This is a genomic window from Sediminibacterium salmoneum NBRC 103935 (assembly GCF_000511175.1).
Classification (GTDB): Bacteria; Bacteroidota; Bacteroidia; order Chitinophagales; family Chitinophagaceae; genus Sediminibacterium; species Sediminibacterium salmoneum.
Genome location: NZ_KI866530.1, coordinates 952,270 through 968,524 on the forward strand (window position 1 = coordinate 952,270; position 16,255 = coordinate 968,524).

Here is a 16,255-nt window from a genome sequence, read left to right on the forward strand (position 1 = left end):
TGCATAACTTCGTATAGCATACATTATACGAAGTTATACGAGTAGAACAAATTCACGATGGTTACATCTCTTAATGAGGGAACTTTCTTAACGGGTCTTTGTAAAACTTCTTTGAACTGTGCGGCTGTTGATAGAATCAACTGAATATCCTCTTTCTGGAGGTCCTTGATACCAAGTAAGTGTTTGGTAGATAGTTTCATTAAAAAGCAAAATTACAGTTTTAGACCAAAACAACTTCGTCTTTTTCATCCTTTTCTTTCCAGTTCACTTTTACTTTATCGGTAATAATGGTATCAATGGCTTTACCGGCAAAGTCGGGTTGAATGGGTAGCTCCCTGCTGAATCGTCTGTCAATTAATACACATAAGGAAACTTTTGCAGGTCTTCCAAAATCGAGCAAGGCATCCAGCGCAGCACGGATGGTTCTTCCGGTATACAATACATCATCAATCAGGATGACAGACTTACCTTCTATGCTGAAGGGAATATCTGTTGTGTTGGCAATATGCAGGCTGTTTCTTACATCGTCTCTGTAAAAAGTAATATCCAGTCTACCGTATTGAATTTTTTGTTGTGGCACAATTAATTTTAGTGCTGCCACAATCCGGTCACTTAAAAAAATCCCTCTTGGCTGAAGTCCAATAATGACCGTGTTATCTAAGTCCAGATTATTTTCTAACATCTGATGAGCCAGTCTTTGAATACTCAAATCCATTTGCTCTGCGGATAATATTGTTTTCAATCTCCCAATTTTTAATAAAATTAAAGGCTTTATTCCATTCTAAAACGGATTAATTCTGATGGTTCTTCATTACTTTGCGCCAATGCTCCAATTAACCCAGTTAAGCCTGATTCAATTCAGAAATTACGAAACCACAACGGTTGCTTTTTCTGAACCCATTGTGGCTATCTGTGGGTTGAACGGAACGGGTAAAACCAATCTGCTGGATGCTATTTATTATCTGGGTTTTTCTAAGAGTTATTTTGGCAGAACCGATGCCCAGAATGTACAACATGGAAAACAAGGCATGCGGATTTCAGGCACTTACCAGAAATTGAACGAGGTACTGGACGTTAGTTTTATTTTAAGAGAAAACAATAAGAAGGAACTCAATATCAGTGGCATACCTATCAAAAAATTATCTGAACATATCGGGCAGTTTCCCTGCGTTATGATTGCTCCTGACGATATTGGGTTAATTACGGGTGGCAGCGAAGAGAGAAGAGAGTTGATAGATAGTATTTTATCTCAAACCAATAAAAACTATCTGGAACAGTTGATTGCCTACAATAAAATATTACAACAGCGAAATAGTTTGCTGAAACAAATGGCAGAAAGCCCGGGAATAGGTAATGATTTGCTGGAAGTTTATAACGAACAACTCACTCAGACCGGACAATTTATTTTTACCTGCAGACAGGCATTTTTGCTTGTTTTTCTTCCACAGGTTGGGGCCAATTACCATCAGATTGCGGGTAAAGAGGAAGATCTGCAATTGAGTTATGAGAGTCCGCTCCTGCAAAAAAGTTTTTCAGCAATTTTAAAAGACAATCTGTCCAGAGACCTGGCCTTGCAAAGAACTTCCAGCGGGGTGCACCGGGACGATATTGGTGTCTTTTTAAATGACTGCCCGTTTAAATCAGAAGCATCACAGGGTCAGCGCAAGAGTTTGCTTTTTGCTATCAAACTGGCAGAATGGGAATACCTGCGAAACAGCATTGGTACTCCTCCTATTTTACTACTGGATGATGTTTTTGAAAAACTAGACGAAAACCGAATGGCTCAATTATTAACTACCGTTTCCCGGGAACCATTTGGACAGGTATTTATCACGGATACCCATGCAGAAAGAATAAGAGAAAAACTGGAAAGTACCAATCGCCCCTATCAATTGATTCAATTGTAAATTAAGCCTAACTTTACCTTATGGGAGAAGTAAAAATAGGAGATGCTTTTAAACAGCTCAAGGGAATGAATCACCTGAAAAAAGGAATACGCTCAGCTCAAATTGAAGATATTTGGGAACAACTGATGGGAAAAACTGTTGCCAAATACACTGAAAAAATACAGATCATCCAGAAAAAACTATTCATACATACCCCCATTGGTCCATTAAAAAATGAACTGAACTTTCAAAAGCCACAAATCATTGCAAGAGTAAATGAAGCTTTTGGAGAAAATGTAATTGAAGAAGTAATTATTCAGTAATTAATAAACCGGTTCAGAGAATTCATCTCCTGCTTCCAGGCTATCCCGCATTAAATCGTGGATGGTTACAATCCCTCTGAAATTAAAATCTTCAAATACAACCAGGTAGCGGGTTTTGTGCTGATTCATCAGCTTCATGCATTCTTCTGAAGTAGTATTTAATGAAACAGAAGGCAATCCTATAGTCATGATTTCACTAACCGTTGTATCTGTAGAGTTCTTGTTTAGTAAAACCACTTTCTGCGCATAATCACGCTCAGTCATAATCCCCTTGAACTGATCACCATCCTTTACAATTACATAGCTCAGGTTCTCTGCTTTCATTAGGGAAAGCGCTTCAATTACCTTTAAAGAAGAAGGTACTCCATTGAAATAAGGACCCTTTTTATCTAATATATGTCTGACTGTATTCATAATTGTGTTGATATTACACTAAGTTCGGTCAAACGGGTCAAATTTCAAAATTGAAAGCTGTTATTGCAGTTTTTCAGCATCCAGATAGCTTAGCTTTTTCAGTATAGTTGCACCTTCCATTAAAACCAGCGTTGGCTGAACTCTGGCAGCTGTCTTTAACACAGTTGCATCACAATTCAATACTGTATATGCTGGAAAAGCCTCCTGAATTTTAGTTCCTTCCGCAGAAACAAAAATGACTGGGATGTTTTTTTGCAACAAACGATAATCATTCAGGGAAGTACTAAGCTGCGCTTTCCACTGGTCTAGATTGCCGGCATCTTTCACCAGCACCATTAAATATTGTCCTTTTGTTTGCAAAATGGCTTCTGTTGTGTCTGTTCCACTTAGGGTTTTTAAAGCAAAATCAACAATTGCGGGCTTCAAACCATTTCCCTTTTTTACCAGTACATCTTTGCGGCTAATATACTCGTAGCTATCATCAAAATCTTCTGGAAAATGATCCTGGTCAAAAGAAACTGCCTTTCCGTTTTTCTGGTAAGTAAACAGGATCTGCATGCTATCAGGAGTTGCTCCTGCAGGTGTTTCCATTTGCTTTATAATATTATTACCCACTTTATACGGAAGGCAATCTACCCAGGGTAAATGCTTCAGTACATGTAACTGAGCCCAAACAGAAAGTATCATTGAAGCAGCAACAATGGCTACACTCCAGCTTACAGGCAAGGATGCATTGATTTTTTTCTGAAAAACAACCAGGAACAAAATCAATACCAGCAGTATCAGATCTTTATAAAAAGATTGCGCAGCGGTTAATGGAATACAATCCCCAAAACATCCGCAGGTTTTAATCTTTCCCGAGAAAAGCGCATAGCCTGTTAAAAAGGTAAAGAAAATAATCAGCAACAATAATAGCCAGCTAAACCATTCCATTTTCCAGCCAATAATAATGGCAACCCCGGCCAGCACTTCAAAACTGTTCATGGCAACTGAGAGAAACAAGGTATAATCATTAAAGCCATGCAGACCCCATACTTCAAAGAACTCCTGCATTTTATAACTGAGTCCGATAGGGTCATTCACTTTAATGAGACCGGAAAAAATAAACAATAGCCCAACGAGCCAACGAATCAGCCAAAGCAAATTTTTCATGTTTTAGTGTTTTCCTTCCTGAATCAGAATTAAAGCAAAAGCAGCATAATTGATTATATCAACATAATTGGCATCAATCCCTTCACTTATCAGGGTCTTACCATCGTTTTGTAAAATTTGCTTGATGCGCAATAATTTCACCAAAATTAAATCGGCAAAACTTTCCTGGCTCATATCCCTCCAGGCTTCGCCGTAGTCGTGATTCTTAGACTGCATGGTATCCATCGCAAACTGCACCTGTTTCTGATACAATTGTTCAGTAGTGTCAACCGGCAGTTCTTCTACTGTTGAATTCCCTAGTTCCAGTTGTATCAATCCAATGATGGCATAATTCAGAATGCCCATGAATTCAGATTTAATATCATCTCCTACTTTCTGGGTTTTTAGTTCCTGAATGGTTCTGATGCGCAATGCCTTAATGAAAATCTGATCCACTACCGAAATGGTTCTCAATACCCTCCAGGCAGTACCATAATCTTTGGTCTTCTTTATAAAAATGTCCTTACTTGTTTGAACCGCCTGTACGTATTGGTTGTTGGTATCCTGCATTTTAAGAATATCTTTGAATTGATTGCAATTTAATTGAAACGCAGCTATGTTTACACTAAACAGCAAAGGAAGTTTAATTAGTATTGATCAACCCGTTGTTATGGGAATAATCAATGCAACCCCTGATTCTTTTTACGGGGTCAGCAGGGCTGCTACAACAGAATCTGCCCTAACGAAAGCCGGAACCATGATACAGGAAGGAGCTTTCATTCTGGATATTGGCGGACAGAGTACCCGACCCAACAGCGAAATTGTAGAAGTAAAAGAAGAAATTAACAGGGTTATTCCGGTTATAGAAGCAGTAAAAAACAAATTCCCATCCACGCTCATTTCGGTGGACACTTATTATCCGGAAGTAGCAGCTGCTGCTGTTGCAGCCGGAGCGGATATGGTAAATGATATCAGCGGTGGCCGATACTTTAAAGAAATGCTTTCTACAGTTGCTGAATTAAAAGTGCCCTATATCTGTATGCACAGCAGCGGCACACTGGAAACCATGCACCAGAAAATTGCCTATCCCGACATAACCAATGCACTGCTGGAATATTTTATTGAAAGAATAGAAGCTTGTAAAAGAGCAGGCATACTCGACATCATCATTGATCCGGGATTTGGATTCGGAAAAATCCCTGATGATAATTTTGCCCTTATTAAAAATTTAAACGCATTACAAATACTTCAAAAACCCTTACTACTGGGCGTTTCCAGAAAATCAACCATTTACCAGACACTTGGAATTACACCAGAGGAATCTTTAAACGGTACCACTGTTTTACATACCATGGGACTGATGAACAAAGCACATATCCTGAGAGTACACGATGTAAAAGAAGCCATGCAGGCGATAATATTGTATGGGAAAGTTTATGGAAATAAGGATCTCAACAATTGGTAGCTGAACTATAGCCATTTCAATAAATAAAAAATGCCCCTCAAAAAATTGAAGGGCATTTCTTATTATTAAATGCTTTAGATTATCTCTGTGGCTGACCGGGCTGTCCGGGTTGGCCTGGCATTCCTGCTGGCTGAGGTGTAGCATTTTGTACATCCAGTACTTCAATGTCAAATACCAAAGCTGCATATGGAGGAATTACAGGGGCACTTCCATTCGGTCCATATCCCAACATAGCAGGAATATAAACTTTCCCCTTTCCACCTTTGGCAAACATTTTCAATCCATCTTCTAATCCCTTGATAACACCACCCGTTCCAATAACAAACTGAAGCGGCTGTTTATTCGGTGAATCGGTATCCATATTGCCGTCAAATTTCTTGCCATCCAGGAAAGTTCCTCTGTACATAACAGAAACCTGCTTGCCAGAATCTGCTTTAGCAGCTACATCACCAACACTGGTTACTTCAACAAATACACCGGAAGGTAATTCCTGAGCCTTCAGGTTCTTTTTGGTAATATGATCTTTTAATTCCTTGATTTCGCGGGTTCTTTCTTTCTCCATTTCAGCCTTGTAATCTGCCATCATCAGTTCCTGAGTAGCAAACACTTTCATCACTTCTACTCGCCCGTTAATCTGATCTTTTTCTTTGAAAATATTATTGTACTCCAACATGCCAAACTTCTTTAACGAGTCTACACTCATTACAAATTCAACCTTATCGCCGGGAGCACACTGATTAATTATTTCAATGAAACTATGCTTGGCTTTCTGTGCAGAATCCACCATAAAATAAACAGGGATTCTTCCAAAAGAACTGCTTAGCAAAGAATCTTTTGCAGGTAGCTTATATTCTACGTGCATCTTTACAAACTGACCTTGTTTTAATAAATCTTTACTGGAACCTTTTTCAATCTTATAAGAAAGACCGGTAGGTGTTTTGTCATATTGATTACAGCTTGCAAACAATACAGCCGCTGAGATTAGCGGTACGATAATTCTCCTCATTTTTATTGTAGTTGGGTTTTATACTCTTTAATAACTTGTTTAAATCGTTCTACTGTTTTTTCTACAGATTCATCGCTTCTTCCTCCGGATGCATTGGCATGTCCGCCGCCTTCAAAATGCTTTCTGGCGAACTGATTTACATCAAATCCTCCTTTGCTTCGGAAGCTCCACTTTCTTTCTTCTGTTCTGTCTATTACAATGGCTCCAAAACGGACTCCTTTAATAGTTAACAGATAATTCACCAATCCCTCTGTATCACCGGTTTTAATATGATACTTCTGCAAATCTGCTTGGTGAATATACATGATTGCCGTGTTGTATTCATACAAAACTTCCATTCTGTTTAATAAGGCAAAGCCAATGAAGCGCAGTCTGCTCTCCATGAAATTGTCGTAAATATGATTGTGGACGGCTGTATGATCAAATCCTGTATCCTTTAACTCAGCTATCATGCGATGAACGCTGGCTTTAGTGGCAGGAAAACGAAACGATCCTGTATCGGTCATGGTACCCGTATAAATACAGGTAGCAATATCCTGCGTTAACTGATCCCTCCCACCTGCTTCAACAATAAAGTCATACACCATTTCACAGGTAGAACTTTTACCGGTGTCACTAATGCCGTAATGGAAGTTAACTTCATCAGGCTGTTCATGGTGATCAATCAAAACCTTGATGGCTTTGGCACTGGCCAAATGCGGTGCCAGGTGTTTGGTTCTGTGAAAAATATTAAAGTCTAAACAAAATAGAATTTCAGCCTTATCCAGTAAGGATAAGCATTTCTCTTTATTGGCTTCAAAATTCAGCACTTTGTCTACTCCCGGCATCCAATCCAGAAAATCAGCCCAATTCGTGGGCGAAATAACCGTTACCTGATGTCCGGCATTATGGAGAAAATGATACAATCCCAGCGTAGATCCCATGGCATCGCCATCTGGCTTCTGGTGCATGGTAACAACAATATTCCTGGGTGTTTTTAATAAAGGATAGAATTCGCTAATCAGTTGCATATAATCGGGCAAAAATGCAGTTTCTTCATTAGACTCTCAAAAGATTTTGTAGAATTTATTGAAAATTTAGGGTTTGAATACGGTTCAACCCCTTGCTATTCCTTACTTTTGCGGCGAAATTTATCAATATGAGCAATCAAACATTTACCATGATTAAGCCAGATGCTACCCAAAAGGGGTACACTGGTGCCATTCTAGACCAAATTATCAAAGCAGGTTTTTCTATCAAAGCCATGAAATGGACCCGCTTAACCAAAGAACAAGCTGGTTTATTTTATGATATTCACAGAGAGCGTCCATTTTTCGGAGAATTGGTTGATTTTATGAGCAGCGGCCCTATTGCAGCAGCTGTATTGGAAAAGGAAAATGCAGTAGCTGATTTCAGAACCCTGATTGGTGCTACCAATCCTGCACAGGCAGCGGAAGGAACCATCCGTAAATTATTTGCAGCATCTGTAGGTGAAAACGCAGTACACGGAAGTGATAGCGATGAAAACGCAGCCATTGAAGCAGACTTTTTCTTTTCTAAATTAGAAAGATTCTAAATTAATTGAAGCGCACATAAAGCTTTATCAAATTGAAATACTGAAGAGCCCGACCCAACAGGTCGGGTTTTTTATTGCCCAACAGCTAACCGAACAGTTAATCCATTTGATTTGCTTTGTAAAAAAGTCCATTGTATCTTTTAGGTCTCAATCATACCTAAAACTAAAACCATGTATAAACGGTCTACCATTGGAAAAATTTTCCTTTGTTTTTTATTGGGTCTAAGTGCCCAATACAATTATGCACAGGGGACTATGTTACTCAGGCAACCCAATGCAAGCAAAGACCATATAGTATTTGTACATGCAGACGATTTATGGGTGGTAGATCATAAAGGAGGTGATGCCAGAAGACTTACCAGTGCTATTGGCGCAGAAACCTCCCCTAAAATTAGCCCCAACGGAAAATGGGTGGCGTTTAGCGGGCAGTATGATGGCAATACAGATGTGTATATCGTACCAATTGATGGGGGTGATCCTAAAAGATTAACCTGGCATCCAGGCGCAGATATTACTCAGGGTTGGATGTCCGATGGCAACTCAGTTTTCTTTACTTCAGGTAGAGAGGGCTACCCTACGGTGAATACCAAATTTTTTAAAGTATCTGTAAATGGAGGGACACCAGATGCATTGCCCCTCCCATTTGGATTTGTAGGAAGTATTTCAAGTGATGGTGCAACCATGGCTTTTCAACCCAATAGTTTTTGGGATCCAGAGTGGCGCAACTATCGCGGCGGCCAAGCTCAACCTATATGGTTATTTAATTTAAAAACATTCGAAACAACTAAAACAGTACAAGGCAATAAAGAAAGGCATACCGCTCCTACTTGGAACAATGGTATTTTGTATTTTTTATCGGAGCAAGATTTCATTAACAATATTTGGTCTTATGATCCTAAAACCAAAACACAGAAACAAATCACTTTCTTCAAAGACTTTGATATTAAAAATGTTTCAGCGAGCAACAACAAATTGATTTTTGAGCAAGCGGGTTATTTACATAGCTATGACATAGCTTCTCAAAAAACGACTCAATTAAATATCAACGTAAAAGCAGACTTAAATTGGGGAAGACCAAGATGGAATAATTTAACTGCTGGCAATTTAACCAATCCACAATTGTCACCCTCTGGTAAACGCGCTGTATTTGAAAGCCGGGGTGAAATTTTTACTGTACCTAAAGAAAATGGTGACTGGAAAAATATCAGCAACTCAACTGGTACAGCAGACAGAGCGCCTATTTGGTCTCCTGATGGACAAAAAATTGCTTGGTTCTCCGATGAAAATGGCGAATACCAATTAACGGTAAAAGACCAATTTGGCTTACAAACAGCGCAAACATTTGCGATGCCGAATAAGAAATTTTATTTCACGCCAGCATGGTCTCCAGATAATAAATACATTGCTTTTGTAGACACCGATTATACCATTTGGTACATCGATTTAAAATCGGGTGCATATAAAAAAGTAGATACCGATAAATATGCACACCCTGATAGAACCATGAAGCCGGTTTGGTCTCCTGATAGTAAATGGATTGCTTATGTGCAACAACAAAACAATCAATTTAAAGCAGTAAAGGTTTTTCAAATTGAAACTGGCCAAAGCAAATTGGTAACGAATGGATTGGCCGATGCTATTGATCCACAATGGGATGAAAGCGGAAAATATTTGTACTTTTTAGCAAGCACCGATTATGGTTTGGCTTCGGGTTGGTTAGACATGAGTAGTTACAATTATCCAGTAAATAGGGCTTTATACATTGCAGTGTTGAGCAAAGACGCCCCCTCTCCATTTGAACCCAAGAGCGATGACGAACCTGTAAAAAATCCTGCTGATAGTGCTACTAAAACAGCTAAGCCTGCAAGTGCTTCAATGGTTTCTGTAAAAATTGATTTTGATGGATTAGAACAGCGAATTATTGCAGCCAATTTACCTTTACGCAATTATTCTTCCTTAGTTGCAGGCCCCGATGGTTCGGTGTTTTATACAGAAGAAATTGCCAATCAAGGAAGTGATTTATATAAATATACTGCAAAGGATCAGAAGAGTATTGAATTTGCCAAATCAGTAGGCAATGTAGTGAGTAGTGCGGATCGAAAAAGTATTTTATATCGTTCTGGAGCCAACTGGTTTTTGAATGGAACCCTTGCTGCGCCTAGGCCTGGAGATGGAAGATTGGCTACCGAAGGAATGCGCGTTTATGTAGACCCCGCTAAGGAAGCAGAACAAATATTCAAAGAAGGCTGGCGTTTACAACGAGACTTTTTATATGTGAACAATGTGCATGGCGCTCCTTGGGATAAAATTTTTGGTTGGTATCAACCTTGGGTAAAACACGTGAAGCATCGGTCCGATTTAAACTATATTATTGATATCATCAGCGGTGAAGTATCAGTAGGACATTCCTATGTAAGCGGAGGCGATTATCCCACCGTACCTGCTATTCCTGTTGGCTTATTGGGCGCGGATTATACTGTTGAAAATGGCTTCTTTAAAATCAAGAAAATATACACAGGAGAAAATTGGAATCCTGAATTAAAGTCTCCATTAAGTGGGCCTGGAATGAAAGTAAAAGAAGGCGATTATATAGTAGAAGTAGAAGGAAAAAAATTAGATGCTTCCATGAATTTATTCAGTTTGTTTGAAGGCACTGCCAATAAACAAATCAAGATAAAAGTGAATAGCCAACCTTCATTAGAAGGCGCACAATTAATTACGGTGGTACCCATTGCCAATGAAGCCGGATTACGTTCAAGACATTGGGTAGAAAGCAATCGCAAAAAAGTAGACGAGTTATCGGGGGGCAAATTGGCATATGTATATGTGCCGAATACGGGAGATCCTGGTTATACTTCTTTTAACCGTTATTATTTTTCTCAGCAAGACAAAAAAGGAGCAGTCATTGATGAAAGAAACAATGGTGGTGGATCTGCGGCGGATTATATGATTGATGTGATGAGCAGAAAATTACAGGGCTATTTTAATAATCGAGTAGAAGGTCATAAAGTATCTACAACGCCAATGGCAGGCATCTGGGGGCCTAAAGTGATGATTATTAATGAGAATGCTGGTTCGGGTGGAGACTTACTCCCCTATATGTTTAAGAAAATGAATATTGGACCATTGGTTGGCACGAGAACTTGGGGAGGTTTAGTGGGCACTTGGGATACGCCTCCATTTATTGACGGTGGTAGAATGGTGGCACCACGTGGTGGCTTCTTTGATACCGATGGAAAATGGGCGGTGGAAGCAGAAGGTATTGCACCAGATATTGAAGTATTTCATGACCCCAAAGCCATCATTGAAGGCCGTGATCCACAGTTAGAAAAAGCAGTGCAAGAAGCGTTGCGTTTAATGCCTACACAAGGTATTGAATTGAAGAAAGAACCAGCGCCACCGATTCGTTCTTTTAGGCCGAAAAATTAACTGCTAATTAATCAAAACAAAAGCTCCGATCATTAACTAATCGGAGCTTTTTTAGTTGGGATGACAAGATTTGACACTTTTGTTAGCCCAACTATTTTACCAATACGTATGATTTGATCAATGATTATTCTATAGAAATGGATATTAATATGAAAAAGAATCGGCCAGTTAAAGAATGGTCGAAGTCCAAAGCCAATCTAATTCATTCTTTTAGAAAAAGTAGTTCTTTCTGGAGAATGTTATTGCTTTACCCTTTCACTAATCCAATTTCCTATAAATTCAAGGACTTCTGGAGCAATGGTTTCCTCAATATCTAAATATTCTTCAAAAGTACATTTCTTACAATGTTGAAATAAGTGATTGAGCCCCTTAAATGATTTAACCTCAAAGTTCATACTAGCACTTTGTTTAAGATATTTTTCTATCGCTGCTAAGTTTGCTTTAGCATCTACTTGTATATCTTTCTCCCCATTTATTGCTAATACACTGCATTTTAATGCTGTTAGATAAATACTAGGGTCAATTTTCATTATAGTGGCATACCATGGAACATTTAAATTAAACACCCTTTTTTTAATGTAATTATTCATGCTGGCTTCATCAGTAACTCCTGTTGTATTTTTGACTACTGTTCTAGATTGATTTTCTTGCCAAGTATTAAAAATCTTAATCCCATTAATTCTTGCAATAGATGTATCAGGAGCTGTTATAATTGTATTTACAAGATCACGTAACATCGGCTTCATATCCTCTATAATTTTTTGTGAAATTCCTTGACTAACTAGCACATTTACGTTTTGCTGCTCCATTATTTCTGTAAATTTGAGACCAGGCGCAGCCATAAGTACCATAAACTTAATGTCATCTCTTTTACTAGCTAGTATTGGAGCAATAAGTCCACCTTCACTATGTCCAAGCAATCCAATATTTTGAATATCCACTTCTTGTCTACCTTTTAGATAATCAATCCCTGCTTCAATGTCTTTTACAAAATCAAATGTTGTTGAATTCATAAAATCGCCAGTAGATTTACCCATTTCTCTATCATCCATTCGTAATACTGCTATTCCTTTTTTGGTTAAATAATCAGCAATAATTGCAAAGGGCTTATGTTCAAACATGGTTTCATCTCTATCTTGTTTGCCACTACCTGTAATTAGAATAACTACAGGATAAATAGTTTTACCTGCCTCAATTATTCTTCCACCAGAAGATGGTATAGTAAAAGTGGCCCCAAAATGTATTGACTTATCTTTATTGTCAAATTCTACTTCTTCAGACTTATAAGAAAATGGAGGTTGTGGTGTTTGAGGTCTTTTAAATGTTTTATCATTAGTACCATTTCCTGTCCATTTCATAGGAACTTGAATCGTCATACCTGCTTGTTTCCAATTTCCAATCATATTTTTATTATCGCGCAACATCCCAACAAATCTCAACGAAACTGCTTTGATAATTATTACGATACTATCTCCCTCAACAACCACATCAGATGCAGCTACATTAAATGCTCTCTGAACTGGAACATCTAAAAAAGCCGAATAAGCACCTTTGCTATCGCTTTTAATATGAAAGACAATATCTATGCTTCGTTGATTTGCCTTTAAAGTACCTTCCCAATCACCTACAAATGATTGACAATAACTAAGAAATGTAAATACAAATGAAAACAAGATAAGAATTAGACTTTTCATAGTTGTATATTATAGAATTAATATTTATAATTGAAACAATTCACTCCATTCCAATTTTTCATTGGAAAAATTGTTGAAAAGACCAATGCTATACAAGCCCATCCCTTCAAAAGACCAATAGGATTATTTGAATATTGTATGGAATATAATAACGAACAATCGGATTCAATTATCAATTTATATTTCCAAAATATTATTACCATAACAAACAAAGTAATCCATTTAGCAAATCTAAAAATTGAGTTCCGTATAGATTACAGGTCTACTATTACACTCAAACATCTTAATCGATTTCTAAATGTACTTTTATGAATAGTTACTTCAGAAAAATATTACACCAAATAGCATTTTGTCATTACCAAAAGGCAGATTATAAATATAATTCTCAACATAATTACTTAAAGTTTCTTTGTTTTTATTGAGATAAAGACTATAGACATATGTGAAAAAAATCTGCTATATTTAACTAACATTATAGAGGATATCATATAACTAAGCAAAATACAAAAATGAAAAAACAATTAAAGGATTTGTTATTTTTCTACTAACAGTTTTTATCAAAAAAAATATTTTAAGTAATTATTTTTATGCTCACTAAATGAAAAAAACAAAAACTGGTAATATTTTATTGCACGTATATTTATGGGCATTCTATATAATACTAAATTACTACCTAGCCTATTTTCAAAAATTAAATAATGTACTTTTTGTTGATTATTTAGCAAAATATCTTTTAGTAGTTCCTGTATTTTACATTAACACAATATGGGTTCTCCCGTATCTTTTTAAAAGAAGAAAATATATTAGCTTGCTCTTTGCTGAAATATTAATAGCACTTTCACACTATTGTTTATTCCTAGTGGTTTATACTAATTTGTTACCTTTTGTTAGCAACTACCCACAAGTAAACATTGATTTTGCTCATTTTTTTCCAAGGACTTTCTGGTGGTACTTTAATTTCTCACTTTATGCATTTGGCTATTGGTATGCTAAAGAAGCTATCGAAAAACAAAAAGAGATAATAAAACTGCAAAGGAAAAACTTCATGAATGAATTCAATTTTCTTAAACTTCAAATTAATCCTCATTTTCTATACAATACTTTAAATACTTTATATTCACAAGCGTTGCCGCATTCTGCAGCTCTTGCAGATAACATAATGAAACTTTCAAATATGATGCGCTACTCGTTGGAAAGCATAGATGCTGAAGATGGAAAAGTGCTTCTCGAAAAGGAAATTGAATATTTAAAAGAGTTAATAGAAATTAATCAAATTCGATTCTCGAACAAACTAAATATCGTTTATGAAGAATCTGGTCAATTAAATGGTCAGCTTATTCCGGCATTATCACTGATAATAGCGGTAGAAAATGCGTTCAAATATGGCGATCTCAAGGATAAAGAGAATCCGCTTTTGATTAAAATGCAAATCCAAAAAGAAGGCATTAATTTTTATTGTAAAAATAAAAAGAAGAAAAAATGCCTGAATTATCATTCGGACTTGGACTTATAAACTTAAAAAAACGCCTTGACTATGTATGTAGTGATAGATATACTTTGAATACCAGCGACATAGATGATTTCTTTATATTTGAACTTACTATTTTAAATGAGTAGCTAATGATTAGATGCGTAATTATTGACGATGAAAAACACGCAATTTCAATAATTGAAAACTACATCCAATATGTTCCTCAATTACAGTTAATTGGCACTACTACTAACCCTCTAGAGGGGCTAGAATTAGTGAAATCTATGCAAGTCAATCTGATTTTTCTAGACATACAAATGGATGAAATGAGTGGCATAGAGCTTACAAAATTATTACCTGCAAATGTTAAAGTAATTTTTTGTACCGCATTCTCAGAGTTTGCGGTAGAAACCTACAATTTAGAAGCAATTGACTATTTATTAAAACCAATACCTCTTCCTCGATTTTTAAAAGCAGCGCAAAGAGCTTCTAATATTTTTCTGAATAGTTCTTTAAAAAAACTTGAAGATATCCCAAACGACTACATTTTCATAAAAGCAGATCAAAAAGGGAAGATGGTTAAACTAAATTTTGATGAATTAGTTTTTGTTGAAGGAATGAAAAATTATGTTGCTTTTCATCAAGGCAAAACCAAAATTCTTTGTCATTTAACACTGAAAGAAGTGGAAGATGGTCTTCCAACAACAAGATTTATGAGGGTTCATAAATCGTATATCGTATCATTAAAACAGATTATTGCAATCGAAAATAATCAGTTATTACTTGCGGGTCGAGAAGATAGAATACCTATTAGCGATACATATAAAGAAAATTTTTTGGAAAGAATGAAAAAAAAATTATTAATCTAATGTGAGATTTGGCATTGACAAAATAACATTTGAAATAATATCAAGAGTTAATAATCTCTTTAAAGTAGTTTTATATTATAAAAATCTTTAAGTATAAAAAAAATATTCCTGCAATTCCAGTGTCTTTGACATCAACTTCCATAATCTAACCAACAAAAATATTGAGGCCTAAGATGGAAAATCCAGTCAAATTGCATCCCCCAATACCAGTGTAATCTGATTTCACTATTAAACATGTATGCTTTATTTATCCAAAAAAATTTTAGACAGATTTCCTTCATTATAATACGCTGATCATGTAGCAGTAACAAATGATAAAGAGATTTACCTAGTATGTAAAGGAACTTACATGCTAGGTAATGTGTTTACGATAGATGATTACAACTCATTTATTTATTCTTAAGCAGAAGCATTAAGATGCTTTATTCGATTTTTCAATTCTGTCAACCGTTCTATTACTGTTTTAAAACTTGTTGCTTCTCCTCTAAACATATTTGCCTTCATCAGCTCATAGTCCTCACCATACTGTTGTAGCAAATCGCCAACTGGTAAAAACTGTAAAGTCTCTCTACCGTGAAGGTCATAACTTACATTTTGCTGCCTAATGAAATGTCTACGATGTGCAATAAGTTGGTCATACAATTGCTGATCTGAAATAGCCGCTCGTCCAAAATCAGTATCCATAGTCTTCTCTAAATCATGCAAGTGCCTAGACATGCGTACTGTTCTAATTTTATCTCTAGGTTTTGTAAACTCTTCATGCAGAAGAAATACTTTCTCCAGGAAAGTGATACGTGGATCAATTGCTTGCACAGTAAATGGATCACCAGCATACCCATTCCCTGGAATTGCTTCATCAATTAATGAGCTAATCTCTCGTTCATGTGCTGGCTCAATCAGTGATCGCACACTAATTTCTATTTTAACAGGTGGTAATAGATATTCATTCGCTTCTAACACAGTTGGATAATCAATGTATATAGCTTGGGGGTCTGTATCGGGCCTATTAGCT

At 36.7% G+C, this 16,255-nt stretch carries 16 protein-coding genes; 7 read left to right on the top strand and 9 right to left on the bottom strand.

The genetic code is table 11. The features are described 5' to 3' along the window. Window positions 1–23: 23 nt before the first annotated feature. Complete coding sequence (locus P767_RS18295; RefSeq protein WP_245586832.1) at window positions 24–200, bottom strand: hypothetical protein; 177 nt, start codon at window positions 198–200, stop codon at window positions 24–26. Between the two features lie 20 nt (window positions 201–220). Then, on the bottom strand, window positions 221–742 hold the full coding sequence (pyrR, locus tag P767_RS0104605) for a bifunctional pyr operon transcriptional regulator/uracil phosphoribosyltransferase PyrR (protein ID WP_026763582.1): 522 nt from the start codon (window positions 740–742) through the stop codon (window positions 221–223). An 82-nt stretch (window positions 743–824) separates the two neighbouring features. On the opposite strand from pyrR, the gene recF reads away from it, so the two are divergent. Together recF and P767_RS0104615 are read left to right on the top strand one after the other, a co-directional pair. Continuing rightward, on the top strand, window positions 825–1,907 hold the full coding sequence (gene recF, locus P767_RS0104610; protein WP_026763583.1) for a DNA replication/repair protein RecF: 1,083 nt from the start codon (window positions 825–827) through the stop codon (window positions 1,905–1,907). A gap of 20 nt (window positions 1,908–1,927) precedes the next feature. Next, entirely contained in the window at window positions 1,928–2,209 is a 282-nt protein-coding gene (locus P767_RS0104615; protein WP_026763584.1) for a DciA family protein, read from the top strand. Here P767_RS0104615 and P767_RS0104620 read toward each other — a convergent pair whose 3' ends face one another. Genes P767_RS0104620 through P767_RS0104630 form a run of 3 tightly spaced genes read right to left on the bottom strand, consistent with a single transcriptional unit; the run spans window position 2,210 to window position 4,324 of the window. Further along, window positions 2,210–2,623 carry a CBS domain-containing protein gene (locus P767_RS0104620; RefSeq protein WP_026763585.1) on the bottom strand — a complete coding sequence of 138 codons (414 nt, stop codon included), beginning with the start codon at window positions 2,621–2,623 and terminating at the stop codon, window positions 2,210–2,212. A 60-nt stretch (window positions 2,624–2,683) separates the two neighbouring features. Beyond that, window positions 2,684–3,775 (bottom strand): BT_3928 family protein, encoded by a 1,092-nt coding sequence (locus P767_RS0104625; RefSeq protein WP_026763586.1) that lies wholly within the window; start codon window positions 3,773–3,775, stop codon window positions 2,684–2,686. A gap of 3 nt (window positions 3,776–3,778) precedes the next feature. Then, on the bottom strand, window positions 3,779–4,324 hold the full coding sequence (locus P767_RS0104630) for a DUF1599 domain-containing protein (protein WP_026763587.1): 546 nt from the start codon (window positions 4,322–4,324) through the stop codon (window positions 3,779–3,781). Between the two features lie 46 nt (window positions 4,325–4,370). On the opposite strand from P767_RS0104630, the gene folP reads away from it, so the two are divergent. After that, on the top strand, window positions 4,371–5,219 hold the full coding sequence (folP, locus tag P767_RS0104635) for a dihydropteroate synthase (protein WP_026763588.1): 849 nt from the start codon (window positions 4,371–4,373) through the stop codon (window positions 5,217–5,219). 79 nt (window positions 5,220–5,298) lie between these two features. On the opposite strand, the gene P767_RS0104640 is transcribed toward folP, so the two are convergent. Continuing rightward, window positions 5,299–6,225, bottom strand: a complete 927-nt coding sequence (locus P767_RS0104640; protein ID WP_026763589.1) for an FKBP-type peptidyl-prolyl cis-trans isomerase — start codon at window positions 6,223–6,225, stop codon at window positions 5,299–5,301. A 2-nt stretch (window positions 6,226–6,227) separates the two neighbouring features. Further along, window positions 6,228–7,235 carry a DHH family phosphoesterase gene (locus P767_RS0104645; RefSeq protein WP_026763590.1) on the bottom strand — a complete coding sequence of 336 codons (1,008 nt, stop codon included), beginning with the start codon at window positions 7,233–7,235 and terminating at the stop codon, window positions 6,228–6,230. A gap of 128 nt (window positions 7,236–7,363) precedes the next feature. Here P767_RS0104645 and P767_RS0104650 point away from each other — a divergent pair, with 128 nt between their 5' ends. Together P767_RS0104650 and P767_RS0104655 are read left to right on the top strand one after the other, a co-directional pair. Continuing rightward, a complete protein-coding gene (locus P767_RS0104650; RefSeq protein WP_026763591.1) occupies window positions 7,364–7,780 on the top strand; it encodes a nucleoside-diphosphate kinase in 417 nt (138 codons plus the stop codon). A gap of 171 nt (window positions 7,781–7,951) precedes the next feature. Further along, complete coding sequence (locus tag P767_RS0104655; protein ID WP_026763592.1) at window positions 7,952–11,209, top strand: S41 family peptidase; 3,258 nt, start codon at window positions 7,952–7,954, stop codon at window positions 11,207–11,209. Between the two features lie 239 nt (window positions 11,210–11,448). Here P767_RS0104655 and P767_RS0104660 read toward each other — a convergent pair whose 3' ends face one another. Continuing rightward, entirely contained in the window at window positions 11,449–12,903 is a 1,455-nt protein-coding gene (locus tag P767_RS0104660; RefSeq protein WP_026763593.1) for an alpha/beta hydrolase family protein, read from the bottom strand. A 598-nt stretch (window positions 12,904–13,501) separates the two neighbouring features. Between P767_RS0104660 and P767_RS0104670 the strand changes: the two genes are divergently transcribed. Both P767_RS0104670 and P767_RS0104675 read left to right on the top strand, forming a co-directional pair. Beyond that, a complete protein-coding gene (locus tag P767_RS0104670; protein WP_026763595.1) occupies window positions 13,502–14,416 on the top strand; it encodes a sensor histidine kinase in 915 nt (304 codons plus the stop codon). A gap of 107 nt (window positions 14,417–14,523) precedes the next feature. Then, window positions 14,524–15,243 (top strand): LytR/AlgR family response regulator transcription factor, encoded by a 720-nt coding sequence (locus P767_RS0104675; protein WP_026763596.1) that lies wholly within the window; start codon window positions 14,524–14,526, stop codon window positions 15,241–15,243. A 399-nt stretch (window positions 15,244–15,642) separates the two neighbouring features. On the opposite strand, the gene P767_RS15890 is transcribed toward P767_RS0104675, so the two are convergent. Further along, window positions 15,643–16,255 (bottom strand): nucleotidyl transferase AbiEii/AbiGii toxin family protein (locus tag P767_RS15890; protein WP_172637511.1); only part of this gene is annotated, 613 nt, incomplete at its 5' end.